The 21,681-nt window shown below is 65.4% G+C and carries 25 protein-coding genes; 13 read left to right on the top strand and 12 right to left on the bottom strand.

Annotation, left to right across the window (positions count from 1 at the left end):
• Positions 1-71 precede the first annotated feature (71 nt).
• Together VN706_06360 and VN706_06355 are read left to right on the top strand one after the other, a co-directional pair.
• Positions 72-296: a hypothetical protein gene (locus tag VN706_06360; GenBank protein HXT15233.1), complete on the top strand. Its 225-nt coding sequence runs from the start codon at positions 72-74 to the stop codon at positions 294-296.
• Positions 297-444: 148 nt separating this feature from the next.
• Positions 445-666: a hypothetical protein gene (locus tag VN706_06355; GenBank protein ID HXT15232.1), complete on the top strand. Its 222-nt coding sequence runs from the start codon at positions 445-447 to the stop codon at positions 664-666.
• 202 nt (positions 667-868) lie between these two features.
• Here VN706_06355 and VN706_06350 read toward each other — a convergent pair whose 3' ends face one another.
• From VN706_06350 to VN706_06340, 3 genes are all read right to left on the bottom strand, one after another.
• Complete coding sequence (locus VN706_06350; GenBank protein ID HXT15231.1) at positions 869-2,296, bottom strand: MATE family efflux transporter; 1,428 nt, start codon at positions 2,294-2,296, stop codon at positions 869-871.
• Between the two features lie 335 nt (positions 2,297-2,631).
• Positions 2,632-4,119: a pitrilysin family protein gene (locus VN706_06345; protein ID HXT15230.1), complete on the bottom strand. Its 1,488-nt coding sequence runs from the start codon at positions 4,117-4,119 to the stop codon at positions 2,632-2,634.
• Complete coding sequence (locus VN706_06340) at positions 4,116-5,558, bottom strand: pitrilysin family protein (protein HXT15229.1); 1,443 nt, start codon at positions 5,556-5,558, stop codon at positions 4,116-4,118. Before VN706_06340 ends, VN706_06345 begins: the two co-directional genes overlap by 4 nt.
• 105 nt (positions 5,559-5,663) lie before the next feature.
• On the opposite strand from VN706_06340, the gene VN706_06335 reads away from it, so the two are divergent.
• On the top strand, positions 5,664-6,782 hold the full coding sequence (locus VN706_06335; protein ID HXT15228.1) for a glycosyltransferase family 9 protein: 1,119 nt from the start codon (positions 5,664-5,666) through the stop codon (positions 6,780-6,782).
• Here the strand turns inward: VN706_06335 and VN706_06330 are convergent.
• The 7 genes from VN706_06330 to VN706_06300 all read right to left on the bottom strand — a co-directional run bounded on the left by VN706_06330 (position 6,702) and on the right by VN706_06300 (position 10,993).
• Positions 6,702-7,880 (bottom strand): DHHA1 domain-containing protein, encoded by a 1,179-nt coding sequence (locus VN706_06330; GenBank protein ID HXT15227.1) that lies wholly within the window; start codon positions 7,878-7,880, stop codon positions 6,702-6,704. The genes VN706_06335 and VN706_06330 overlap by 81 nt on opposite strands.
• Positions 7,881-8,018: 138 nt before the next feature.
• Positions 8,019-8,537 (bottom strand): hypothetical protein, encoded by a 519-nt coding sequence (locus VN706_06325; protein HXT15226.1) that lies wholly within the window; start codon positions 8,535-8,537, stop codon positions 8,019-8,021.
• Positions 8,534-9,037: a protease complex subunit PrcB family protein gene (locus VN706_06320; protein HXT15225.1), complete on the bottom strand. Its 504-nt coding sequence runs from the start codon at positions 9,035-9,037 to the stop codon at positions 8,534-8,536. Before VN706_06320 ends, VN706_06325 begins: the two co-directional genes overlap by 4 nt.
• Positions 9,034-9,408, bottom strand: coding sequence for a hypothetical protein (locus VN706_06315; protein HXT15224.1), 375 nt, complete (start codon positions 9,406-9,408; stop codon positions 9,034-9,036). The genes VN706_06320 and VN706_06315 overlap by 4 nt, the downstream gene beginning before the upstream one ends.
• On the bottom strand, positions 9,409-10,296 hold the full coding sequence (locus VN706_06310) for a metallophosphoesterase (protein ID HXT15223.1): 888 nt from the start codon (positions 10,294-10,296) through the stop codon (positions 9,409-9,411). It abuts the gene before it with no gap.
• Entirely contained in the window at positions 10,293-10,586 is a 294-nt protein-coding gene (locus VN706_06305) for a hypothetical protein (protein ID HXT15222.1), read from the bottom strand. The genes VN706_06310 and VN706_06305 overlap by 4 nt, the downstream gene beginning before the upstream one ends.
• Entirely contained in the window at positions 10,583-10,993 is a 411-nt protein-coding gene (locus VN706_06300) for an Ig-like domain-containing protein (protein ID HXT15221.1), read from the bottom strand. Before VN706_06300 ends, VN706_06305 begins: the two co-directional genes overlap by 4 nt.
• A 157-nt stretch (positions 10,994-11,150) precedes the next feature.
• On the opposite strand from VN706_06300, the gene VN706_06295 reads away from it, so the two are divergent.
• Positions 11,151-11,915: a response regulator transcription factor gene (locus VN706_06295; protein ID HXT15220.1), complete on the top strand. Its 765-nt coding sequence runs from the start codon at positions 11,151-11,153 to the stop codon at positions 11,913-11,915.
• A 6-nt stretch (positions 11,916-11,921) separates the two neighbouring features.
• A complete protein-coding gene (locus VN706_06290) occupies positions 11,922-13,376 on the top strand; it encodes an ATP-binding protein (protein HXT15219.1) in 1,455 nt (484 codons plus the stop codon).
• Positions 13,377-13,655: 279 nt separating this feature from the next.
• On the opposite strand, the gene VN706_06285 is transcribed toward VN706_06290, so the two are convergent.
• Positions 13,656-14,198, bottom strand: coding sequence for a hypothetical protein (locus VN706_06285; GenBank protein ID HXT15218.1), 543 nt, complete (start codon positions 14,196-14,198; stop codon positions 13,656-13,658).
• 107 nt (positions 14,199-14,305) lie between these two features.
• Here VN706_06285 and VN706_06280 point away from each other — a divergent pair, with 107 nt between their 5' ends.
• The 4 genes from VN706_06280 to VN706_06265 all read left to right on the top strand — a co-directional run bounded on the left by VN706_06280 (position 14,306) and on the right by VN706_06265 (position 17,871).
• Positions 14,306-14,707, top strand: a complete 402-nt coding sequence (locus VN706_06280; protein HXT15217.1) for a hypothetical protein — start codon at positions 14,306-14,308, stop codon at positions 14,705-14,707.
• Between the two features lie 11 nt (positions 14,708-14,718).
• Entirely contained in the window at positions 14,719-15,879 is a 1,161-nt protein-coding gene (locus VN706_06275; GenBank protein ID HXT15216.1) for a hypothetical protein, read from the top strand.
• 124 nt (positions 15,880-16,003) lie between these two features.
• Positions 16,004-16,918, top strand: a complete 915-nt coding sequence (locus VN706_06270) for a 2-dehydropantoate 2-reductase (protein HXT15215.1) — start codon at positions 16,004-16,006, stop codon at positions 16,916-16,918.
• Between the two features lie 50 nt (positions 16,919-16,968).
• Complete coding sequence (locus VN706_06265) at positions 16,969-17,871, top strand: mechanosensitive ion channel domain-containing protein (GenBank protein HXT15214.1); 903 nt, start codon at positions 16,969-16,971, stop codon at positions 17,869-17,871.
• Here the strand turns inward: VN706_06265 and VN706_06260 are convergent.
• Complete coding sequence (locus VN706_06260; protein ID HXT15213.1) at positions 17,864-18,874, bottom strand: alpha/beta hydrolase family protein; 1,011 nt, start codon at positions 18,872-18,874, stop codon at positions 17,864-17,866. The two genes, VN706_06265 and VN706_06260, sit on opposite strands and share 8 nt — an antisense overlap.
• Before the next feature lie 37 nt (positions 18,875-18,911).
• On the opposite strand from VN706_06260, the gene VN706_06255 reads away from it, so the two are divergent.
• The 4 genes from VN706_06255 (at position 18,912) to VN706_06240 (ending at position 21,645) form a co-directional block, all read left to right on the top strand.
• Positions 18,912-20,231 carry an MFS transporter gene (locus tag VN706_06255; protein ID HXT15212.1) on the top strand — a complete coding sequence of 440 codons (1,320 nt, stop codon included), beginning with the start codon at positions 18,912-18,914 and terminating at the stop codon, positions 20,229-20,231.
• Between the two features lie 65 nt (positions 20,232-20,296).
• Positions 20,297-20,785, top strand: coding sequence for a hypothetical protein (locus tag VN706_06250; protein HXT15211.1), 489 nt, complete (start codon positions 20,297-20,299; stop codon positions 20,783-20,785).
• A 9-nt stretch (positions 20,786-20,794) separates the two neighbouring features.
• On the top strand, positions 20,795-21,238 hold the full coding sequence (locus VN706_06245; GenBank protein ID HXT15210.1) for a phage holin family protein: 444 nt from the start codon (positions 20,795-20,797) through the stop codon (positions 21,236-21,238).
• Positions 21,196-21,645 (top strand): DUF3618 domain-containing protein, encoded by a 450-nt coding sequence (locus tag VN706_06240; GenBank protein HXT15209.1) that lies wholly within the window; start codon positions 21,196-21,198, stop codon positions 21,643-21,645. Before VN706_06245 ends, VN706_06240 begins: the two co-directional genes overlap by 43 nt.
• Positions 21,646-21,681 lie beyond the last annotated feature (36 nt).

Raw genomic sequence — 21,681 nt, 5'->3', positions numbered from 1 at the left:
TTGCTATGGTGAAGCGGGTGAAGGAGTCCGTGGAATATGCGCGCGAACGTGCTGGCGGGGGAGGACGGGCGATGCGTGACGATGCGGAAGTAGGCGCGGAGCAGCGCTCCGACGATCTCGAGGAAGTGCATCGACGTCTTGCCGAGATTCAGGCTCGGAAGCGGGGACGCGTGCGCTGGGGCGTGGGCCAGCATACGGCGGAGTTGGCGCTCGAGGCGCTGGGGATCAACCGCAAGATTGCGTCGAAGAAGCACGGCAAGCAGCGGCGCCGGAAGCGGAACAAGCGCCTGCTCTGACGCCGCCCACCTGGCGTCGGCGCCTCGAGTCCTCAGAAAAACCGGTCTCGGCCGTCGCGTTGGCATGACCTCCGCAATGGAGAGGTCGCCAGGGTCGGGTCCGAACGTCATCGGACGCCGATATCTCGTCGCACACTCAGGAGGAGAGATGGCGGACGTCCAAATTCAACAGACACCCGACTCGGGATCCGGCGGCGGCAGCGGGCTGGTATGGGGCCTCGTCGTGCTGATTCTGCTCGCGGTCATTGCGTGGTTCGTCTTCGGCGGTGGGTTGCACAAGACGAGCACGACAAAGATTGACGTCAATGTACCGGGGGCGTCGTCGGGTGGTTCGGGTGGTTCGGGTGGCGGTGGTACCAAGACGCCGTGATGCCGACGGCCCACCGCGAGAACATCTGAAAACGGCGAACAAAAAAATAGAACGACAAGATCTGACAAGATCTGACAAGATCGGGACATCGGAACGGCGCGGTGGTTTAGCTGCTCGACCGACGTCCTCGGATCTTGTCAGATCTTGTCAGACTTTGTCGTTTTTTGTTGTTGTAGAGAGACAGGCGCCAGCGCGAAGAAGCTTACACCGATCTCGTCTTCCACCGTCCGCGCCGAAACACCAGCCAGGCCGCCACCGCGTACGTCGAGAACGTAATCGCGAGCACGACGTACACACCGTTGACTCCATAACCCAACCGGCGCGCGGTCCACGCGAGCGGCAGCTCCCACATCCAGAACACCACGACATTGAGCCACGTGGGTGTCGTGGTATCACCGGCGCCGTTGAACGACTGCGATATCACCATCCCCCAACCATAGAACGGGAACCCGCACGCGATGATGCGCAGCGCATTCTCCGCCGAGGGAATCACCGCCGGGTCCTGCGTGAATCCATGCGCGATCGCGGGAGCGAACAGCGCCAACAACACGCCGCACACCGTCAGCACGATCATGTTGTACTTCCCCGCGAGCTTCACCGACTGCTCGGCACGCTCGGGTTTGCCGGCGCCCAACGCCTGTCCGACCATCGTCGCCGCGGCGTTCGCGAGGCCCGACGCCGGCAGCAGCGCGAAGAGAATCACGCGAATGCCGATCGTGTAGCCCGCGAGCACGGCACTGCCGAACGTCGACAGAATGCGAATGATCGCGATCCAGCTGCCCATTCCGATCAGAAACTGAATCGCCGCGTTCCACGCCATCTTCGCCATCTGCGCGATGAGGTCGAGCTCGACGCGGAGATGCCGCGTGTGGATGTCGATGCGCGACCCCGGCTTGAGCAGCCGGCTCGCGGCGAACAATGCTCCGGTGCCGCGGCCGATGTTCGTCGCGATCGCCGCGCCCGTGACGCCGAGCTTCGGAAACGGACCAAGGCCGAAGATCAGGCACGGGCCCAACAGCACGTTGATCGCGTTGGCGAGCCACAGCACACGCATCGCGATCGCGGCATCGCCCGCGCCGCGAAAGATGGCGTTGATCAGGAACAGCATGACTATCGTGACATTGCCGCCGAGCATGACGCGCGCGTACGTCGATCCGATGTGAATGACGTCGTCGGACGCGCCCATCACGCGCAACAGATTCGGCGCGAGCACGCCGCCGACCGTGCCGAGAACGGCGGCGACGGCGAGCGCCAACAGGATGGCTTGCGTCGCGGCGCGCGCGGCACCTTCGCGGTCACGCTCGCCGGTGCGGCGCGCCACGGTGGCGGTCGCGGCGATGGCCAGCCCCATGGCGATCGCGTAGATGAGCACGAGCCACGATTCGGTGAGCCCGACCGTGGCCGTGGCGCTCGCACCGAGCTTGGAGACGAAGAACACGTCGCAGACGGCGAAGACGCTCTCCATGCACATCTCGAGCACCATCGGGATGGCAAGGAGGAGAATGGCGCGCGACACCGCGCCTTCGGTGAAGTCGCGATGCGAGCCGCGAAGCGCTTCGCGAATGGACGACCAGAAGTCGTCGTTCGCGGGCACCGGCGACGGTGACGGCGTCGTTGCCGGCGCGGACATCGATGTACTCACAAATACCTCGTGGGTCGGAGCTCGATGGCGTGGGCGGCGGAACGCCTGGAATGAGAGAAATCAAAAGGGCGGCACCGATCGCGGCGCCGCCCTCGTTACAGCTCGAGCCCTGGATGCGCGATCAGTACCTGTGAATGCGGGCGACGACGGTCGCCGTGACGGCCGGCATGCCGGCGTCGACGAAGCGAACGGTCGATTTCGCGGTGATGGTGATCTTCACGGGCTGACCTCGGAACAGAGACTGTGTTGCACGGCGTAGCGGGACGAACATTCTAATGTCGAACGGACAACTTCCGCAATAGCAAACGTCATGTCTGCAACCGCTACTTCGTGACCGGATTACCATCGACGTCGAGCACCACGATCGGCGCGATCTTCGTCGCCGCGAGCGGCGCCTCGATCTTCGCGCGATCGCCGACAATGAGTATGGCCAGGTGATCGGGATCGATGTACCTCCGCGCGACACGAACGACGTCGTCCTTCGTCACCGCATCCACGGCGCGCGCGAACTGCTGGTAGTAGTCCTCGGGCAGTCCCTGCGTGTAGATCGAGGCGATGCTGCCGTTCACGCTGCCCACCGACTCGAACGCCGCCGGCAAGCTCTGCACAAGGCTCGCCTTTGCCTGCGCGAGCTCGTCATCCGAGGGCGGCCGGTCGCCGCGAATGTCTTTCAACTCTCGCATGAACTCGACCAGCGCACTGTCGGTCACGTTCGTGCGAATGTCGCCGCCGGCGCGGAACGGTCCGGGACCGCGGCCAAACGCATAGTTCGAGAATACGCCGTAGCTGTAGCCCTTCACTTCGCGAATGTTGTGATTCAACCGCGACTGAAAGAGCACGCCGAGCATTTCGTTCATCACCCGCAGGGCGTAATAGTCGGGCGTGGCGCGCGCCGGGCCGACCTCACCGATCGTGAACGTCGACTGCGCGGCACCCGGCTTGTCGACGAGGTAGATCGTGGTGCTCTTGGCGGCCGGCGGCGCGGGATACGAGAACTGCGGCATCGAGCCCGCGCGTGCCCACCCGGCGAAGTCCTGTTCCACCAGCGCTTTCACCTGGTCGGGCTTCACGTCGCCGACCACGGTGATCACGGCGCGTCCGGGCTCATAATAATTCTTGTAAAACGACACGACGTCATCGCGCGTGATCGACTTGAGCGAGCTCTCGCTCGTCACTCGGCCGTACGGATGATTGTTGCCATAAAGCAGCTTGGGGTACACCATGGCCGCGATCCCTGACGTGCGATCCCGCTGCTGCGTCAGGGAGACGAGCGCGCGTCCCCGCAACCGGTCGAGTGCCGCCTGAGGGAACGTCGGATTGAGCAGCACGTCGGACACGACCGCGAGCGCCGGCGCGAACTTGTCCTTCGTCGCCTGGAAGCTGATGGTGCCCGCCTCCGCGGTGATGCTCACGCCAAGGTTGGTGCCAAGCATCTGCAAATCGTTCGAGAGCTGATCGCCCGACCGATGCGTCGTGCCTTCGGTCATCATCTGCGCGACGGTTTGCGCGAGCCCCGTCTTGTCCGCCGGCTCGAACTGATTCGACCCGCCGACGAAGTTGATGCGGAACGACACCAAGGGAAGCGTATGACGCTCCGAGACGACGAGCTCCGCGCCGTTCGGCAGCGTCGTCTTCGTCCATGTCGGAACATGCAGCTCCGCGGGTTTCGCCGCGGTGGGAATGACCGTTCGGTCGAGCGTCGACTGTTTCGATTGTTTTGACTGTTTCGAGGTCGTGCGCTGCGCCGCGGCACCGCTGAGCGGAGCGGCGAGCATCAGCGCCAACGGCACGCATGCGATGCGGCGAATCATGGCTTGATCTCCGTTCTCTCGGTGAATGGATCCGTGACGACCTTGCTCTTGTCGGCGTGCGACGCCATGTCGGTCTTGCCGACCGGCACATCGCTCAGGATCACGCGACCCTTCCCCAAGTATTTGTTCGCGACGCGCTTGATGTCGGCCGCGGTGACGGCCTGCGAGCGCGGATACTCGACGCGGAACGTGTAGCTCGGATCGTTGAAGAACGTCTGATCCTGGCCGAGCTGGAATGCCTTGCCCAGGTTCGACTGGAGGCCGCTGATGAACTGCGCTTGTTGGCCGGCTTTCACGCGCGCGAGCTCGTCGGCGGTCGGTCCATCGCGCTTGATGCGATCGATGATCGAGTCGGTCGTCGTCTCGAGCTCGGTGAGCGTGTGTCCCGGGCGCGGAGTGGCGATGACCTGAAACTGTCCGACGTTCTCATTGGGATTCTGAAACGCGAATACGTTCGCGGCGGCCTGCTGGTCGTACACGAGGGCCTTGGTGAGCCGCGCCGTGCGCGACCCGCCGAGAATGTCGCTCAACAAATCGAGCGCGGGCTGATCTTCGCTCTTCTCACTGACCGTGGGCCACGCGATCGTCAATCGCGGAACCTGCACGCGATCCTCGAGCGTGATGCGCTTCTCGGCAGGCAATGTCACCTGCGCAACGTTGGGGCGAACGATCGGCTTGCCGCGTGGAATGTCGGCGAAGTACTTCGACACGAGCGCCTTGGCCTTCGCCGGCTCGAAGTCGCCGACGATGACGAGCGTGGCGTTGTTCGGTGCGTAGTACGTGCGGAAGAAGTTCTTCACGTCTTCCACGCTCGCGGCCTTGAGATCGGCCATGCTGCCGATCGTCGGCCACGAGTACGGATGTTCCGGCGGATACATCGTGAGTCCGATCATCTCGTTGTCGCGGCCGTACGGCTGATTGTCGTAGCTCTGGCGGCGCTCGTTCTGCACGATTTCGCGCTGCGCCTTGAACTTGGCGTCGTCGAGTGAATCGAGCAGATAGCCCATGCGGTCGGATTCGAGCCACAGTGTGGTCTCGAGATAGTTCGACGGATCGGTCTCGTAGTACCGCGTCCAATCGAACCAGGTCGAGCCGTTGTTGCTGCCGCCGACGCCTTCGGTGAATCGATCGTGCATGCCGTACGGCACGTGGCCCGAGCCGGTGAACATCACGTGCTCGAACATGTGCGCGAAGCCCGTGTGTCCCAGGACCTCGTTCTTCGAGCCGACGTGATAGATGACTTCGACGGCGACGGTCGGCGTCGAATGATCGGGCGAGAGGACGACGGTGAGTCCGTTCGGCAGTGCGTACTTCTCGAACGGAATGCTGATCGCCGCCGCCTGCGATTGCGCCGCGGCCGCGGCGGGCGCGAGCGCAACGAGCGGAACAACAGAAACGATCGTGAGGACGACGAACGCGGAAGGAAGAAGTCGTTTCATTGGATTATGGGGCGGCGGGTGAGCCTGGGTTCCCCTGTAGTATGAACAGTGGAATTCGAAAGGCCAACGCCCGAGTGACCAGCGGCCGGATATACATTCCTTACAATGCGACTGAAGTCTCTCGAGCTGTGGTGGCGCCGCCTCTGGATTCGGGTGCTGGTGCGCCTGATGCGCCGTCCGGCGGGCGACGCGTCGCGGATACCGGACTGGTCGGGCGCCCCACACCGGGTGCTGTTCCTGCGACACGACCGCGCGGGCGACATGATCCTTTCGACGGGTGTGATGCGAGCGATCGCACGGTCGCATCCGACCATCACGCTCGACGTGCTCGCATCGCCCGCGAACGCCGCGATTCTCGAGGCCGCCGATTTCGTCGGCGACGTGATCGTGTTCGACAAGAAGCGATTGGCGAGTTATCTGCCGACCGCGCTGCGGCTGCGCCGCAATCACTACGACGCGGTGATCGATTGCATGGTGACGGCGCCGTCGCTGACGACGCTGCTGTTGATCGCGGCGAGCGGCGCGCGCTATCGCGTCGGCATCGTCGGACGCGGCAACGACGCGGCATTCAACGTGACAGTTCCGCCGGACACGAGCAGCGGCGCCCACATGGTCGATCTCCTGGCGGCGTTGGCGCCGGCGTTCGGAGTTGACGCTCGCGCCGTTGAGAAGCAGCCCGTCATCACACTCACCACCGTGGAACGCGACCGCGGTGAACGCGCGTGGGGCGGCGAGCGCGGACGGCGCGTGCTGATCAACATCTCGGCGGGCACGTCGGCGCGGTCGTGGGCCGCGCGGAACTATCTCGCGGTCATGGAACATCTTCGCGCACGCAATCCAGGAACTGTATTTCGTGTGATCAGCTCGCCTGCCGAAATCGAGAAGGGAAGAGACGTCGCACGCGGCGGACGCGGCATCTTCGTCGAAACGCCAAGCATTCGCGACGCATTCGCGCTCGTGGCGACGGCGGACTTCGTGTTCACTCCGGACACGAGCATCGCGCACGCGGCGTCGGCGTTCGGCGTGCCGTGTGTCGCGATGTACGTGCGCGGCACGGTCGAACGGTGGGGGCTCTACGGAACTCGCGGCGCCAGCATCGAGCATCCACAATCGACGCTCGAGGATCTCACGGTCGAGCGAATGTTACGCGCGGTCGACGAGTTGTTGGACGAGCGTGTCGAGCAAACTGGCTTCGGGAACGCTGCCCTGCGCCAAACGCGGTGAACCGCCGCCGCGACCGCCAACGGCCGCGAGCTTTTCCTTGAGCAGCTTGCCCGCGTCGACGCCGGAATCCTGCGACGAGGCGACCAGCACCGACGGCGGCGCGATGAGCGCGCCGACGACGACACAGCGCGGAAGATCGAATGCGGCCTGCGCGACGGCTTTCACGTCGTCCATCGTCGCGGCGTCGCGCACGACGATCGTTCTTACGCCGTTCGCGTCCGGCGTGGCGGCATCGTAGCGCTCACGCGTGCGGTACACGGCCAGCTCCTGCGCGAGCTTCTTCCGCGCGCTCTCGGCTTCCTTCATCCGCTCGACTTGCGTCGCCACGAGCGCCGGTGCGTCGTCGAGCGAGGCGGAGAGCGACGCCGCGATCGACGTCAGGCTCTCGAAGTCCTGTCGCGCCCGGGTAATGGCCCGTGCGCCGCAGAGGAACTCGACGCGCACCGCTTTGCGAATCTTCTCCGTCGAGCGCAGCATGATCGCGCCGATCTCGGCGGTCGAACGCACGTGCGTGCCGCCGCATGCGCTGCGATCGAGGCCGTCGATCGTGACGATGCGCAGCGTGCCGCTGCGTTCGGACGCTTTGCGTAACCCGCGAGCGGACGCGGCATCCTCGAACGACACGATCACCGGCCGCGCCTCGGCCACGATCTCATTCGCGCGCGATTCCGCGGCGAGCAACTGCTTCCGCGAAACGGATTCGGTGTCGAGATCGAGCGTCGAGTAGTCCGGACCGAAGTGGACGCTCACCGTCTTGAAGCCGAACAGATCCTCGAACACGGCCGACAGCAGATGCTGCCCGGTGTGCTGCCGCATGTGATCGTAGCGGCGGCTCCAGTCTATGTGACCGGCGACGGCCGAGCCGGCGCCGGATTCCGCCAGCGGCGACGCGAGCACGTGCGCAACGCGGTCGTCCTCATCGACGACGTCGATGACGGCAACGCCGCCGAGTGTGCCGAGGTCGTGCGGCTGTCCGCCGGACGTCGGATAGAAGGCCGTTTCAGCGAGATAGACACGCGTACCGTCGTCACTGCGGTCGACGATCGCGGCGCTGAACTCGCGAGCATAGGCGTCGGTGTAGTAGATGCGTGTTGTCATGAGTCGTCATCCCGAGCATAGGGAAGGATGCAACGTCCTCATAGAGTGACTGTCCCCTCTATCGGTATACAAGATTCCTCGCTTCGCTCGGAATGACAGCCGCTTCGCTCGGAATGACAGCCGCTTCGCGGTTCGGCCTCAGAGCCCGATGCCGATGTCCAGGCTCACGAACCACTTTCGCGACGTCTCCAGCCCCGACACACTCCGAAACACGCCGATGCGCGGCCCGGTGAACAGGATGGGCCAGAGAATGACGTCGCCGCCGACGTAGGTCACGTTCGGTTTGACCGTCCACGGATCCTTCCACGTGCGCAGCACCGTCGCGGCAACACCAAAGCCCGAGCCAAAGCTGCCGTATCCGTGATCGAGGTACGCCAGTGACGCACGGCCCGCCGAAATCCCCGGCTCCGCGAACAGCGCGAGATTACGAGAATGCTCATGGCCTTCCTTCTGCCAGACCTCGCCGATCACGACGCCAAGCGCCGCCGAGGCTTTCTGCGGCGTGCCGACGTGGACGCCGAGCGCCGGCCAGATATGACCGTGCGGCAGCGTGTCTTCGGGCTCGCATCCGCGACAGCGCTGCGCGTGCGTGACCGAGGGAACGGTGAGCGTCATCGCCAGCACCAGCAACACCAGGCACGTACGCGTCCAGCTCATGGAACTCGTCCTCCACAGGGAACGCTGAGTTCGCGCTCGCGAAAGCGCACGGGCTTGCCGCTCGCTGGAATTCTTGCCAAATCGACCGGGTCCGTCACCGCTGCGCTCATGAGACACCGTTCACCAGGAACGGTTCGTCTGACCGAGATCTCGATGCCGCTCGAGTCCTCGGTCGCGCCGTCGATGACGATATCATAGCCACCACTTGGCTGCCTTCCCATGGCGGCGACGACGATCATCTCGCGCTGGAAATCGACCGCCGGAAGCACGGGGCGCGGAAAGAACGGCGCGTTGATGCGATCCCAGAGCGCCCGCCACGCCGCGCTGTCGCGCACGACGGCGTGCACCGAGTCGCTCAAGCCACTGTATTCCGCGAATGCGACGGGGCGCGTCGCCAGGCGAACGAACGGCAGCGTCTCGCGCGGCATCGGCGGCTGACCCGCGGCGAACGCCGCATGGCACGCACACACCGCCGCGAGTCCGAGCGCCAAATTCCTCATGCGTCGGCCCGCCGGCCCAGCGCGATGCGGGGCCAATGCTCGCGGGGCACTGAGCGAACGCCGAACGCGAGTGTCACGCACGCCACCGCGGCGATGCCGGCAAGCCAGCCGAGCAGATCGCGGCTCGCCGTGATCGCGGCGGTGCGCCGTGCCTCGACGTCGAGCGAAAGGCGCAACACGCCGATCGCCTGACGTTCGGTCAGCGGCTTCTCGCCGCGCTCGACCGCGGTGATGAAATCGTTCCGATCCTTCCAGGTGTCGCCGACGCTGCTGAGCACGTGCAGCTGCACCGCCGCGTAGATGATCCCGGCGGTGACACACGCGAGCACGATTGTCGGAGCGATGAGCAGGAGCTTACGGTCGAGGCGCACTCATACAATAAAGCACAAATGCACCTCGGGCGCTGCGAACACGCGCAGCGGAATGGTGCTGCATCCGACGCCGTTGCTCACGAGCAGCCGGCGCCCGTTGGAGAGCGCGAATTCACCGGCGTGATAGCGTCGATTCAGGTGCCCCCCGGGCACGAACAGAGGTGTTCCCCAAGGGAGGACCACCTGCCCGCCATGCGTGTGCCCGCACAAGGCGAGATCGAACGGCCGCTCGCCCATGGCCTTCAATCCCTCGGGCGAATGCATCAGTACGATACGCTTTCCGTTTCCGGTCGCGGCGTCGAGCGACAGATCCGGCCTCGGGTCACCCCGGGTCGCGTCATCCAACCCGCAGAGCGTGATGTCCTCGAACGGCTGGGGCAGCGCATGATACGTATTCGTCAGCATCCGGACTCCGGCGCCGACGAGCGCAGCCGTCACCAGCGCGTGGTTGGCGCGCAGATCGTGATTGCCAAGCACCGCGAACTTCCCGAGCGGCGGATTGATGGCGGCGAGGCGCGGCGCCAGTCGGTTCACATACGACGCACGCACCGACACGAAATCGCCGCCGAGAAGCAGGACGTCAGGCTCGAACGCGGCGAGCGCGTCGCAGGCGGCGGCGAGCATTCTCGGATCCGTCGTCGCGCCGGCGTGAAAGTCAGACGCGAAGGCGAGGCGCAAGGGAGCACGCGAAGGGTCCGCCGCCAACCGGCCGAGATCGATCATGTGTTCGACCGTGCGCAGGCGGCCCTGGAGACCAGCCTGATAGCTCAGCCGCGCGGCCCAGTCGCCCGGACGAAAGAATGTCTCGAGCAAAAGCTCGAGCGACTGACGGCTGCGTTCGATCCGCCGGTCGCTCGCGCTCAGCTCCGTCATCGGACGAGCGGTCATTTCTCGTCGAGCGCTTCTCCTTCGTCGCTCTCGTCGGTCTCGTCGATCTCTTCTTCGCCGGCATCCGGCTTCACCGCCTTTTTCTTCGGCCGGCCGCCCTTGCCCTTCGCGGCGTCGGCCGCGAGCAACGCGAGATACTCGCGCTTCGCCGCGGCCATGGCCTCGCTCTCGGGTCGCGCCTGCTTCGCGCGCCGCGCCTTCTCGCGGTGATAATGGTCGTGCGCGGGCCCTGACTCCGCGGAGCCCGCCGGGGTACGCGAATGAGAGCGCGGTGCCGTCTTCGATTTCATGGATTGCCTGGGGGCATTGTTGTCGGACCTGTATTGGCGCCGGCTGTGCCGGTCACCGTCACCGTCGCGTTGGCGACGGTCGTCGTATCAAATGAATACCGAACCGAAACGGTCGTCGTTCCCGCGCCGAGCGCGGTGACCAAACCGGTGTTGTTGACGGCGGCGACGTTGGGCTGCGACGTGCTCCACTGCAGCGACGTCAGCAAATTCGCCGGCGCGTTGGTTCTGAATTGCGTTGAGCCGCCGACGAGCATTTGTGCGGTGACCGGCGTAATCGTCAGTGTGGAGCTCGAAGCCGTCGCGCTGTTGCCCACGATAGCGGCCACGTGCGGAGACGTCGAAACATCGCAAGCCGCCATACTGACGATGATGACGGCGAGAACCAGGGTAATTCGGGACTGTCGCATGCGCCCACTCCTCATACCGGGATTCATGGAAGAATCCGTGCCGCCTGGGGCCGCGGCACGCGGAGAGTCTTGATGAGCGCGACGGCGGGCGATGCCCAGGGTACCGCGGTGCCGAGGGCTACATTAAGAAATGTACACACCGGATGCGAGCCGTACCGTGACCAATAGTCTTGGTGGCATGGTCATGGAACGTGGAACCATCTCACCGGGTGATAGCAGCATGGCGGATGCCGATCTCGTACTGGTCATCGACGATGAGCCCCAGATTCGTCTGGCGGTTCGCGACGCGCTGCGCGATGTGACGTCGCGCGTCGACGAAGCCGCGAGCGGATCGAGTGGAGTGGACGCCGCGACGAGCGGACGGCCGGATCTCGTCGTGCTCGATCTGGGCTTGCCGGACATGGCGGGCGCCGAGGTGTGCCGGCAGATTCGGCGGCGCTCGGCCGTGCCGATCATCGTCCTCTCGGCGCGGCACTCCGAGCACGAGAAAGTGGATTTGCTGAACGCGGGGGCGGACGACTACGTCACCAAGCCCTTCAGTGTCCTCGAGCTGGCGGCGCGCGCGCGCGCGCAGATCCGGCGCGCCAAGACGATGGCCGCGGCCGCCGGAGGCGCCGCCCCCGTTGCGATTGGCGGACTGTTGGTCGATACGATTTCCCGCCGCGTCTCGCGCGACGGCGTGCAGATTCATCTGACGCCCATCGAATGGCAGATCCTGTCGACGCTGCTCGCGGCCGCGGGACGCACGCTGACGCACCAACAGATCTTTGATGCGGTCTGGGGACGCGAGTTCGGCAGCCCGCAGCAATATCTGCGCGTTCACATCACGAATCTTCGTCGCAAGATCGAGCTCGACCCGGCGTCGCCGCAGATCATCATCACGGAGCCCGGCGTCGGCTATCGCATCGACCCGCCTCGCTGACGCTCGGTGACCATCGCGTACAATCGCCGATCGGCGCTGACGTGGGCGTTCTGGGTGGTGACGACGATCGCCGCCACCGCGCTGATCTCGCATTGGCGCGACACGATCGACCAGGTCCACGTCGTCCTCACGTACCTGCTGATCGTGCTCGGCGCCAGCGCCAGCGGGGGCCGCCGGTTGGGCGTGACGCTCGCCTTCACCGGCTTCGTGCTGATCGATTATTTCCAGCCGCCGTACGGCACGATGCTGGTCGACAAGCCGCTGGATTTGCTGTCGCTGGTGGCGTTCCTCCTGACGGCGCTCGTGTCGACGCAGCTGCTGGCGCGCGCGCAGGCCGAGGCGGAAGAAGCGCGGCGGCGCGCGGTCGAGGTGGCGTCGCTCGCGAAGCTCGGATCGGAGACGCTGAGCGCGGGCCGCGCCGCGGATGCGCTCGAGCGCGTCGCCGACGTGATTCGCGCCACCCTGGGCATGGAAGAGTGCGTGATTGCGCCGTCCGCGCAGCGTGTCGAGGCCCAATGGGAGCGCGCCGTGGACGGCGGCCGGATTAAGAGTATTCTCATACCACTTTCAGTACAAGAGCGGCCCGTCGGGACGCTGCGGCTCGCCAACGCGTCGCCGGTACGGCTCGACGCGGCGCAGCTGCGCTTTCTCGACGCGATCACCTACTACGCCGCGCTCGCGCTCGACCGCGTGCGCCTGGTCGCCGAGGCCGAGCATGCCGAGGCGTTGCGCGAGGCGGATCGGTTGAAGGACATCGTGCTGGCCTCGGTGTCCCACGATCTGCGCACGCCGCTGACGACGATCAAGGCGTTGGCGCAGAGCGAAGGGATGCAAGGCAACCGGTCCGCGGCCGCGATCGAAGAGCAGGCGGACCGGTTGTCGCGGCTCGTCAGCGACTTGCTGGATCTGTCGCGGCTCAAGGGCGGTGGATTCGCGGCGACGCCCGAGATCAACACCGCCGAAGACTTGATCGGAGCAGCCGTGCGTCAAACGCGCGGCTTGTTCGTCGACCGGCAGCTGCGCACGGTGATCGACCTCGACAGTCCCGCGCTCGTTGGACAATTCGATTTCTCGCAATCGCTGCGCGTGTTGTGCAATCTGCTGGAGAATGCGGCGCGCTATTCGCCGCCGTCGCAGCCGATCGAGCTGGCGGCGCGCCGCGACGGCGACATGCTGGTGTTCACGGTGGCCGATCGCGGACCGGGCATCGCGGCCGACGACGTCGTGCGGGTATTCGAGCCGTTCTATCGCGCGGCCGGCGCCACGCCTGACGCGGGCCGCGCGGGACTTGGGCTTTCGATCGCGAAGACGCTCGCGGAAATCCAGGGCGGCGCCGTGACGTATGCGCCGCGCAGCGGCGGCGGAAGTGTGTTCTCGCTCACATTGCCCGCGGCGGAAGTGCAAGCGGACGCGCTCGAGCAGACGGCGTCACAATCACTCGCGCGCGTGAACGTGCGGTGACACGCGCCGACGCTCGTTGAACCGCGCTGACGCGCGTGTTGATACACGCTCGAGACAAGCGCGATGCGCGAAGAAATCTCTATGCGTGCGAAGGGCCTCTTTGTGGATTCTTAACCCACGAATGTCCGGAGCGCCGCGTACCTTCTCTAGACACCGACGAGTGCCCCCCAAACGTCGCTCGGCGGTGAAAAGACGACAGGAGTTCGGTGTGTTCGCGTCATGAGGGGTGGGTGGGAAATCATGCGCGACGCCCGACTCCTGTTCGTCATTTAGGGCCGCTCACACGCACTTGATCGTTGGGCGATCGCCCTTCCCGCCGTTGAGAACGGTGTAGATCACGGTCTGCGCGGCGAACTGCCCGAACGCCGCATATGCCGGATGCAGCACCGGATCGGAGCACCGCGGTGACACGTCCACGCGGCCCGGCAGCTTCACGGATGCGTCGGACGACGCGAACACGACCGACGCGCGCTGCACGGTGTGACACGAATAGTCGGGGTACATTCCCGGCATCGTTTCGCAGAGCACCCGGTCCTGCGGTGTGAGCCGCACCGTGATCACGAGGGAGCCTGCCTGCCCCGCCGTGACGTGCATTCCGCCCGACTGCAACGTCGACAGGAAGCTCGCCTCCAACTCGCTCGGCAAACCGAAGTGGCGATCGGGGTCGGGAAGCGTCGCGCTGCCGCCCCAGTCGAACACGACGTTGCACGGCTTGTCCGCGCATGGATTGTTCTGCTGCGCCGCGACCCTCGCGACGGGTATCAGTGCGAGCGCGCATGAAAGCGCCGATGCGGTAAACGATTTCGCCAGCGTGGTGCGCATGAATCCTCCAGGGCGGGCCGTAGGCTAAACCCGAAGATAGGATGGCGTCCGCCCTGCGGCCACCGTAGCTTCTCCGGTCCCACTCCATTCCCTTTGTTGAGGCGACGATGCGTCATTGCTTGCTTTACGCCGGCGGATTCGAACGGAATTTCCCCAAGCTGCAGGCTGGCGCCGCGAGCTTCGAGGGCACCGACGGCGCCTCCCATGAACTGCCGAGTGTGCCGGCGGGCGTCGACGGCGTGCGTGTGAGCTATATGGAAAAGCCGGGCAAGAAGTTTTGCGCGGTACGCGTGCAATCGGGCAAGAACGACATCGTGCTCAAGCACGAGGTGTTGATCGATCCACCAACGCACATGGGCCACGGCAAGCGCTTCGGCCCGGAACCGACGGTCGTTGACGACGAGCCGATGGCCGCCTTGCTCGCGGACATCATGGCGAAGAATCCCGAACAACAGATGCAGCTCGCCAACGCGCGCGCGGCGTTTTCGGTGACCGGCGGCAAGAAATAGCACGCGCCGCCATGGCCGCCACGCTCGTGCGAACCGGTGCTCTCTTCATCGCGATCGGCGTTGCCGCTCGCGTCGCGGCGGCGCAGTCGCCGCAAACGGAGTCCGACGCGTACACACGATACGAGCTTCTGGCGCCGGGATCCGCGAAGTTCAAGATCATCTATGAAGTGACGGCGTCGACGTCCGGCGCGACGTACTACTTCAATCCAATCCGCAAAGGCAGCGTCGCGACGGACGAGAGTGTGTTCGACCGCGCGACGGGGAAGCCGTTGGCGTTCGACGTCGTTGGCAGCGCGGTGGCGCGCGCGGGCGGCGTGCGCAACAACGACACCTCGCAGGCCTACATTCGCGTGAGGCTCGCTCGGCCGGTACCGTCCGATGGCGGAGAGGGCCGCGTCCTGATCGTGAAGACGTACGAGGACGCGGCGAGCTACTACATGCGTGGCGACACGCTCGTCTTCACTCGGCCGCTGGGCATCAAGCGCAACGCCGTGGTGCTGCCTCCGGGATACGAGCTGCTCTCCAGCAGCTTTCCAAGTCAAGTATTACAGGAGTCTGATGGACGCGTCGGCATCAGCTTCTGGAATCCCACGCCGTCCGAAGCGGCGGTGACCATCCGCGCGCGGCCGTCTCGCTTCGCGGGCGGACGGTCGAGCGTCGCGGCGCGGCTGGACGAGCGCGCGCATCAGAACCGCGAGATCGTCTACTTTCTGCAACAGCCGGAAACGCACGCGTTCGATCTGTATCACGACTACACCGAGTCGCGGGTTGGCACGAGCACCTATCTCAACGTCGTGCGCGCGGGCAGCACCGTATCAAAGCCGCGGGCGCGCAATCTCGACACCGGCGAAGAGCTCACGTGGGACATTCGCCTCGACACGGTCGTGTTCCACTTCGCGCCCGTGCGCGCGGGGGAGTCCATTCGCCTGCGCATGTACGAGACCTACACCGACACGGCGCGCTACAAGCTCGTCGGCGACGAGCTGGTGTGGGACCGGAGCTTCGGACGGCCGGCGAACGCCGTCGTGCTTCCGGCCGGCTGGGTGCTGACGAACAGCGCGATTCCCGCCACGATCTCGACGCTCCCCGACGGACGGACGCGCCTCGACTTCATCAATCCGCGGCCGGACGAGATCGGCGTACTGATCACCGCGCGTCGCCGCCAGCCGTAGCTCGCAAGCCCACCGTCATTCCGAGCGAAGCGAGGAATCTTGTATCTCGACGGAGGGTCGTCCCTCTACCTGTACGATAGATTCCTCGCCTTCGGCTCGGAATGACGAACTCTCGGTCACAGATATGAAAATTGGAATCGTCGGCGCCGGCGGAATCGGCAGCTACTACGCCGGTCTGCTGAGTCGCGCCGGACATGAAGTGTACCTCATCGCACGCGGCGATCATCTGCGCGCGATTCAGGCGCGCGGCCTCGAGGTGCGCGCGCCCAACGAGCAATTCATCGCGCATCCAATCGCGACCGACGACGGCGCGTCGCTCGCCGTGTGCGAGTATGTCATCGTTTCGGTGAAGGGATACTCGTTGTCCGACGTCGCGCCGATGATTGCCGCGAGTGCGCGCGGCGGCGCGACCATCGTTCCGCTGCTCAACGGTGTGGAAGCAGCGAATCGGCTGATCGCGGCGAGTGTGTCGCGCGAGCGTATCATGGGTGGCCTCGCCGCGGTGAGTCTCTTTCGGACCGAGCCGGGCGTCGTCGAACGCCGGAGCCAGTTCGACCGCATCGTCATCGGCGAGCTCGATCGCTCGCGAACGGAGCGTACGCAACGGCTCGCCGACGCATTGAAGAACGCCGGTGTCGCTGCATCGGTGAGCGACGACATTCAGCTCGACCTGTGGCGCAAGTTCGCGTTCATCGTGCCCATGACCGTCGCGTGTGGACTGAGTCGCCGGCCCATTGGTGCGACGCTGTCCGCGCAGGGCGGCCGCGATCTCATCATCGGCTCCGTCGCCGAGATCGCGGCGGTGAGTCGTCGCGGCGACGCGCCACTCTCGCCCGACGACGAAGCCCGTATCCGCGACGACCTGCTCGCCGTGCAGCCCGCGATTCGGCCCAGTTTTCTCGCGGATCTCGAGCGCGGCGGTCCGACCGAAGTCGACATCCTCGCCGGCGCCGTATCGCGGCTCGGCCGAGAGCGCGGCGTCGCGACGCCGATTCACGATGTGGCGGCCACCGCCTTCGAGGCCGCGACCGCGAGCTGACCGAACCAGCGGCGGCCGCGGCTGGCACGCAGCGTGAATGAACGACGCGCGTGATAACCAAGCTACTGCTGACCGTCGGGCTCGTCGCCGCCATTCTCATCGGCGCCGCGCTCATTCGCGGCCTCGCACACATGGCGCTCCAGAACAAGAAGCGCGATCGCTCGCGCTTCTGGATCGCGCAGGCGACGCATCTGTTGACGCTCGCCGGACTCGTGATCGTCGTGCTCGCGATCTGGTTCAGCGCATCGAGCCAGCTGGCGATGATCGGCGGCTGGATCGCGGCCGGCCTGGCGATCGCATTGCAGCGCGTCGTCACGGCATTCGCCGGGTATCTGATCATTCTGCGCGGAAACATCTTCACGGTCGGCGACCGCATCATGATCGGCGGCGTACGCGGCGACGTCATCGCACTCGGCTTCATGCAGACGACGGTGATGGAAATGAGCCAGGCGGCCGGCGAGAAAGAAGACGACCCGTCGATGTGGGTACACGGCCGGCAGTATTCGGGACGGCTCGTGCGGATCACCAACGACAAGATCTTCGACGTTCCCGTCTACAACTACACGCGCGACTTCCCGTTCATGTGGGAAGAGATGGCCATCCCGATCGCCTATAGCGACGACTATCGCGTCGTCGAGCGCATTCTTCTCGAGACGGCGCACAAGCACACCGCGAGCATCATGGCCGAGGCGACCAGGCAGTTGAGCGACTTGCGCGGCAAGTATTTTCTCAGCGAAGACCCGAGCGTCGAGCCGCGCGTGTTCCTGCGTCTCACGGACAATTGGCAGGAGTTGTCGCTGCGCTTCGTTGCCTATCCGCGCGGCGTACGCGTTCTCAAGGACGCCATGAGCCGCGAGATTCTCGCGGCCATGCAGCAGGCAGGGATCGGTGTGGCGTCAGGTACGTACGCCATCGTGCAAATGCCGACGCTCAACGTCCGACAAATCACCTGAGCTGCCGCGCCATCCACGCCAGACTTTCGCTGACGTGCGTGCTCCAGTACGACCACGTGTGCGCACCAGGTGGCTCGCGATATACATGACTCACGCCGAGTCGATTGAGCTCGCTGTCGAGCGCGCGATTCTGGTCGACGAATGGATCGTCCTTGCCGCAGTCGAAGTACAACGCCGGCACGTGCTGCCCCGAGTGCCGCGCGCGTTCGGCGGTTCGCGCCGGATCGACGGCGCGCCACCGCTCGATGTTCGTTCCCCAATAGTGGAGATAGCGCGGCCAGAATCCGCCGGCTGACGGACGGATCTCATCGACCGTCGTCGCGAATCGCGCCGGCGCAACGAAGGGACGCGGTCCGGTGTACGTCGGCGCGAGCACGCCGGAATGACTCGCCGCCGCTCCAAAGATGTCGGGATGCGACAACGCCAGCTCGATCGCGCCGTATCCGCCCATGCTCAAGCCGCCGATGCCGCGACTGTCGCGCGTCGCGCGCGTGCGATAGTGCGCGTCGATGAACTGCACGACGTCGCGCGCGATGTAATCCTCGTATCGTTCGTGCGCCACGCAGTATCGATCGGCTGACTCGCCATGCAGCGTGTCCGCGCACGCACGAAACGAAACTTCGTCGACCCAATTCGAGTACCAGCCGTCGTCGCCGTCGGGCATGACGATGATCACTTCCGGCGTGCCCGACGCAATCAGCGAATCCGCGGTCGCGTCGATGTTGCCCTTCGCCAACCAATCCGTCTCCGTGCCGCCGAGGCCGTGTAGATAGTAGGCGACAGGAAAGCGTCGCGTCGATTCCGTGGCGTACGACGGCGGCAGATAGATCGCGAGATGCTTCCGCACGCCGAGCGCGGTGGAGAAGAACACATCTTCGTGGACGCTGCCCGTGGTGCGCGCGGCGGTCGATTGTTCGAGGCCGCTCGGCGCGGGGACGCGGGCGTGTGCGCAGCCGGCGGCGACCAACGCGATCGAGGCGACCAGCGTTCGAATCGTTCGCATGCCGTGAAGCTATACACCCTCGCTGTATAATTGGGGCATGCCCGCACCCTCCTCGGACGCGCGTCCCCACCACGCGCGCTACGCGTGGTATGTCGTGGCCATCCTCAGCCTCGCCAGCGTCAGCGGCTGGGTCGATCGCGGAATCCTCGGCACCCTCTTGCCGTCGATCAAGAAGGATTTCGCTCTGTCGGACACGCAGGCGAGTCTCCTCCAGGCCTTGCCGTTCGGATTGTTTTTCGCGGTGCTCGGCCTGCCGATCGCGCGCCTGGCCGACCGTTCGAGCCGCCGCAACATCATCGCGGGCGGCGCCGCCGTCTGGAGCGTGTTCAGCATGCTCTCGGCGTGGACGTGGAGCTTCATGTCGCTGATGGTCATGCGCATCGGCGTCGGGGCCGGAGAGGCCACGCTCAGCGCGCCGAGTGTGTCGCTGATCGCGGACTATTTTCCGCGCGACCGCCTGAGCCGAGCCATGAGCATTTTCTCATTAGGAATCTTTCTCGGCTCCGGAATCGGGTATTACATCGGCGGGCTCGTGTTCACCTTGTCGAGCAGCGGCCGGCTGCCCGGGCTCGGCACACTGCATCCGTGGCAGGCGACATTCATCGCGATCGGCGTCCCCGGGCTCATCGTCGCGCTGTTGTTGTTGACCGTCCGTGAGCCGGCGCGGCGAAACGTCGATCAGGCGGGCCGGTACACGCCGCTGTCGGTGCTCGTGAAGTACGTCGCGGACAATCGCCGTACGTATCTGGCGCATGGCGTCGGCTTCGGCTTTTCGGCGCTCGTCAACTTCGCGCTGGCGTTCTGGATTCCGACATTCTTCGCGCGCGCCCATGGCTGGGACGAGGGTGCCGCGGCGCGCACGATGGGAGTGCTCACGATGACGATCGGCGTCGCGGGCGTGCTATCGGGTGGTTGGTTGGGCGATTGGTTGGCTCGCCGGGGCCGGACCGACGCGCCGATCCTGGTTGGAATCGTGGGCGCGATCGGCATGGTCATCGCGGCGCCGGCATTCTCGCTCATGCCGACGGGTCGCTCGGCGGTGATTGCGTTGGCGGTGGTGAACTTCTTCGCCGCGTTTCCGTGGGGTGCAGCCTCGGCCGCGGCTGCCGAGATGGCGCCGACCGCGCTGCGTGCGCAGAGCGCCGCCGTGTATTTCTTTGTGCTCACCATTTTTTCTGGTACGATCGGCCCGCTCGTCGTCGGGTTGTTCAACGACCATGTGTTCGGCCCCGCGGGCGTCGCGAAGTCGCTCGCTGTCGTCACGGCGGGGGGCACCGCGCTCGCGGCGATTTTCCTGGCGGCAGGGCTCGGTTCGTATCGAAGAACGCTCATCTACCGCGAAGGCTGGATCGAATAGAGCTGATCGGCACATCATCTGCACATGCCCCTGCGCAGCCACTTTTTCATCAGGAGCATGGGGGAATGGAGAGCAACTTCTCGTCGACGCAGTCGACGCAGGGAACGTCGCAGGACAGTGCGGGCAGCATGGGAAGCACTGGTGGCTCGAGCGACAATCAGAGCGGCGGCCTTGCCGACCGCGCGCGCGATCTCGCCGGGAACGCGCAGGAAAAGTTGGCGGACGTTGGTTCGACGGTGCGCGATCGCGCCGGCACGTTGAAGGATTCGTTGGCCGATGCGCTCGAGACGGGCGCCGACAAACTGCGTGCGCGCGGCAGCGGCCAGCTGGCGGACGTCAGCGGCGGCAGCATCGCGATGAGCGAAGACGGTCGCATGGCGCAGGTGAACGAGCGCGTCGCCGGTGGAATGCAGGCGACCGCGGACTGGCTCCGCGACGCCGACCTCGACGGTCTCAAGACCGGAATCGAGCGCCAGGTGAAAGACCATCCGGGGCGTTCGCTGCTGATCGCCGTCGGCGTCGGCTATTTGCTCGGCAAAGCCTTCCGGAAATAGGGAGGCGGCATGGGCAGGCCGCTCGACGGACAGGATTCACGCGAGGGCCGTCGGAGCATTGGCACTCTCCTCCGCGAGCTCGCGGATGGGAGTGCCACGCTCGTTCGAGAGGAAGTGCGTCTCGCCAAGCTGGAGATCGGGCACGCGGTCGCCGGGATCGGTAAAGGCACGGCGTTCGTCGCGATAGGAGCAGTCTGTCTGCTCCTCGGCTCGCTTGCGTTGCTCGCCGGCGTTGTGCTGTTGATCGGTGACCAGTGGTTGCCGGCCGATCTCTACTGGGTGGCGGCGCTCGTGGTGTTGGTAATCACCGGCGCGATGGCCGCGTGGTTCGCGAAACGTGGCATGTCACGGTTGTCGCCGTCGGCGCTGGCGCCGAATGAAACGGCGACGACGCTCAAGGAGGATAAGGAATGGCTGAAACAACGGCTGACGTCCGGCGCGACATCGAGCTGACGCGAAACCGGATCTCGGATACGCTCGAGCAGCTCGAGCAGAAGCTCAACGTCACGCAGCTCGTGCGCGACAACCCATGGCCCGCGCTCGCGCTCGCGGTCGGCGCGGGGGTCCTGCTCAGCGGCTCGCGCGCCGACGTGAAGGCGGCCGCCGCTACCGTCACGGCCACGAGGGGCGCCAGCGGTCGCATTGGCACCGTGCTCGACGATCTCGTCTCGCACGTGGTCCAGAGCTTCCACGGCGTCGTGGAGCAGCGTATCGAAGGAATCGCCAATCAGGTCAAGCAGGCGATCGGCGCCCCAGTCGCACCGCGCTACGGGGTCGGCGATGTGGGACAGAGCAACACCTCGCTCGGATTCTCCCAGCCCAACGCACCCGATGGAATGACGGCGCCGCGGGCTGACTGAGTCAGTGCGTGACTGGGTGAGTGCGTGAGTGCGTAG

Source organism: Gemmatimonadaceae bacterium (genome assembly GCA_035606695.1).
GTDB lineage: Bacteria > Gemmatimonadota > Gemmatimonadetes > Gemmatimonadales > Gemmatimonadaceae > JAQBQB01.
The sequence above is the reverse complement of the archived record's forward strand: the minus strand, read 5'-3'. Positions and strand labels throughout refer to the sequence as shown.

Excerpts from the sequence above, each read along its gene's own strand:
- VN706_06255 (HXT15212.1), top strand. The coding sequence starts at position 18,912 with ATGCCCGCACCCTCCTCGGACGCGCGTCCCCACCACGCGCGCTACGCG.
- VN706_06360 (HXT15233.1), top strand. The coding sequence starts at position 72 with ATGCGTGACGATGCGGAAGTAGGCGCGGAGCAGCGCTCCGACGATCTC.
- VN706_06260 (HXT15213.1), bottom strand. The coding sequence starts at position 18,874 with ATGCGAACGATTCGAACGCTGGTCGCCTCGATCGCGTTGGTCGCCGCC.
- VN706_06350 (HXT15231.1), bottom strand. The coding sequence starts at position 2,296 with ATGTCCGCGCCGGCAACGACGCCGTCACCGTCGCCGGTGCCCGCGAAC.
- VN706_06340 (HXT15229.1), bottom strand. The coding sequence starts at position 5,558 with ATGAAACGACTTCTTCCTTCCGCGTTCGTCGTCCTCACGATCGTTTCT.
- VN706_06335 (HXT15228.1), top strand. The coding sequence starts at position 5,664 with ATGCGACTGAAGTCTCTCGAGCTGTGGTGGCGCCGCCTCTGGATTCGG.
- VN706_06325 (HXT15226.1), bottom strand. The coding sequence starts at position 8,537 with ATGAGCTGGACGCGTACGTGCCTGGTGTTGCTGGTGCTGGCGATGACG.
- VN706_06355 (HXT15232.1), top strand. The coding sequence starts at position 445 with ATGGCGGACGTCCAAATTCAACAGACACCCGACTCGGGATCCGGCGGC.
- VN706_06280 (HXT15217.1), top strand. The coding sequence starts at position 14,306 with ATGCGTCATTGCTTGCTTTACGCCGGCGGATTCGAACGGAATTTCCCC.
- VN706_06245 (HXT15210.1), top strand. The coding sequence starts at position 20,795 with ATGGGCAGGCCGCTCGACGGACAGGATTCACGCGAGGGCCGTCGGAGC.
- VN706_06250 (HXT15211.1), top strand. The coding sequence starts at position 20,297 with ATGGAGAGCAACTTCTCGTCGACGCAGTCGACGCAGGGAACGTCGCAG.
- VN706_06285 (HXT15218.1), bottom strand. The coding sequence starts at position 14,198 with ATGCGCACCACGCTGGCGAAATCGTTTACCGCATCGGCGCTTTCATGC.
- VN706_06330 (HXT15227.1), bottom strand. The coding sequence starts at position 7,880 with ATGACAACACGCATCTACTACACCGACGCCTATGCTCGCGAGTTCAGC.
- VN706_06345 (HXT15230.1), bottom strand. The coding sequence starts at position 4,119 with ATGATTCGCCGCATCGCATGCGTGCCGTTGGCGCTGATGCTCGCCGCT.
- VN706_06320 (HXT15225.1), bottom strand. The coding sequence starts at position 9,037 with ATGAGGAATTTGGCGCTCGGACTCGCGGCGGTGTGTGCGTGCCATGCG.
- VN706_06310 (HXT15223.1), bottom strand. The coding sequence starts at position 10,296 with ATGACCGCTCGTCCGATGACGGAGCTGAGCGCGAGCGACCGGCGGATC.
- VN706_06240 (HXT15209.1), top strand. The coding sequence starts at position 21,196 with ATGGCTGAAACAACGGCTGACGTCCGGCGCGACATCGAGCTGACGCGA.
- VN706_06270 (HXT15215.1), top strand. The coding sequence starts at position 16,004 with ATGAAAATTGGAATCGTCGGCGCCGGCGGAATCGGCAGCTACTACGCC.
- VN706_06275 (HXT15216.1), top strand. The coding sequence starts at position 14,719 with ATGGCCGCCACGCTCGTGCGAACCGGTGCTCTCTTCATCGCGATCGGC.
- VN706_06300 (HXT15221.1), bottom strand. The coding sequence starts at position 10,993 with ATGCGACAGTCCCGAATTACCCTGGTTCTCGCCGTCATCATCGTCAGT.
- VN706_06305 (HXT15222.1), bottom strand. The coding sequence starts at position 10,586 with ATGAAATCGAAGACGGCACCGCGCTCTCATTCGCGTACCCCGGCGGGC.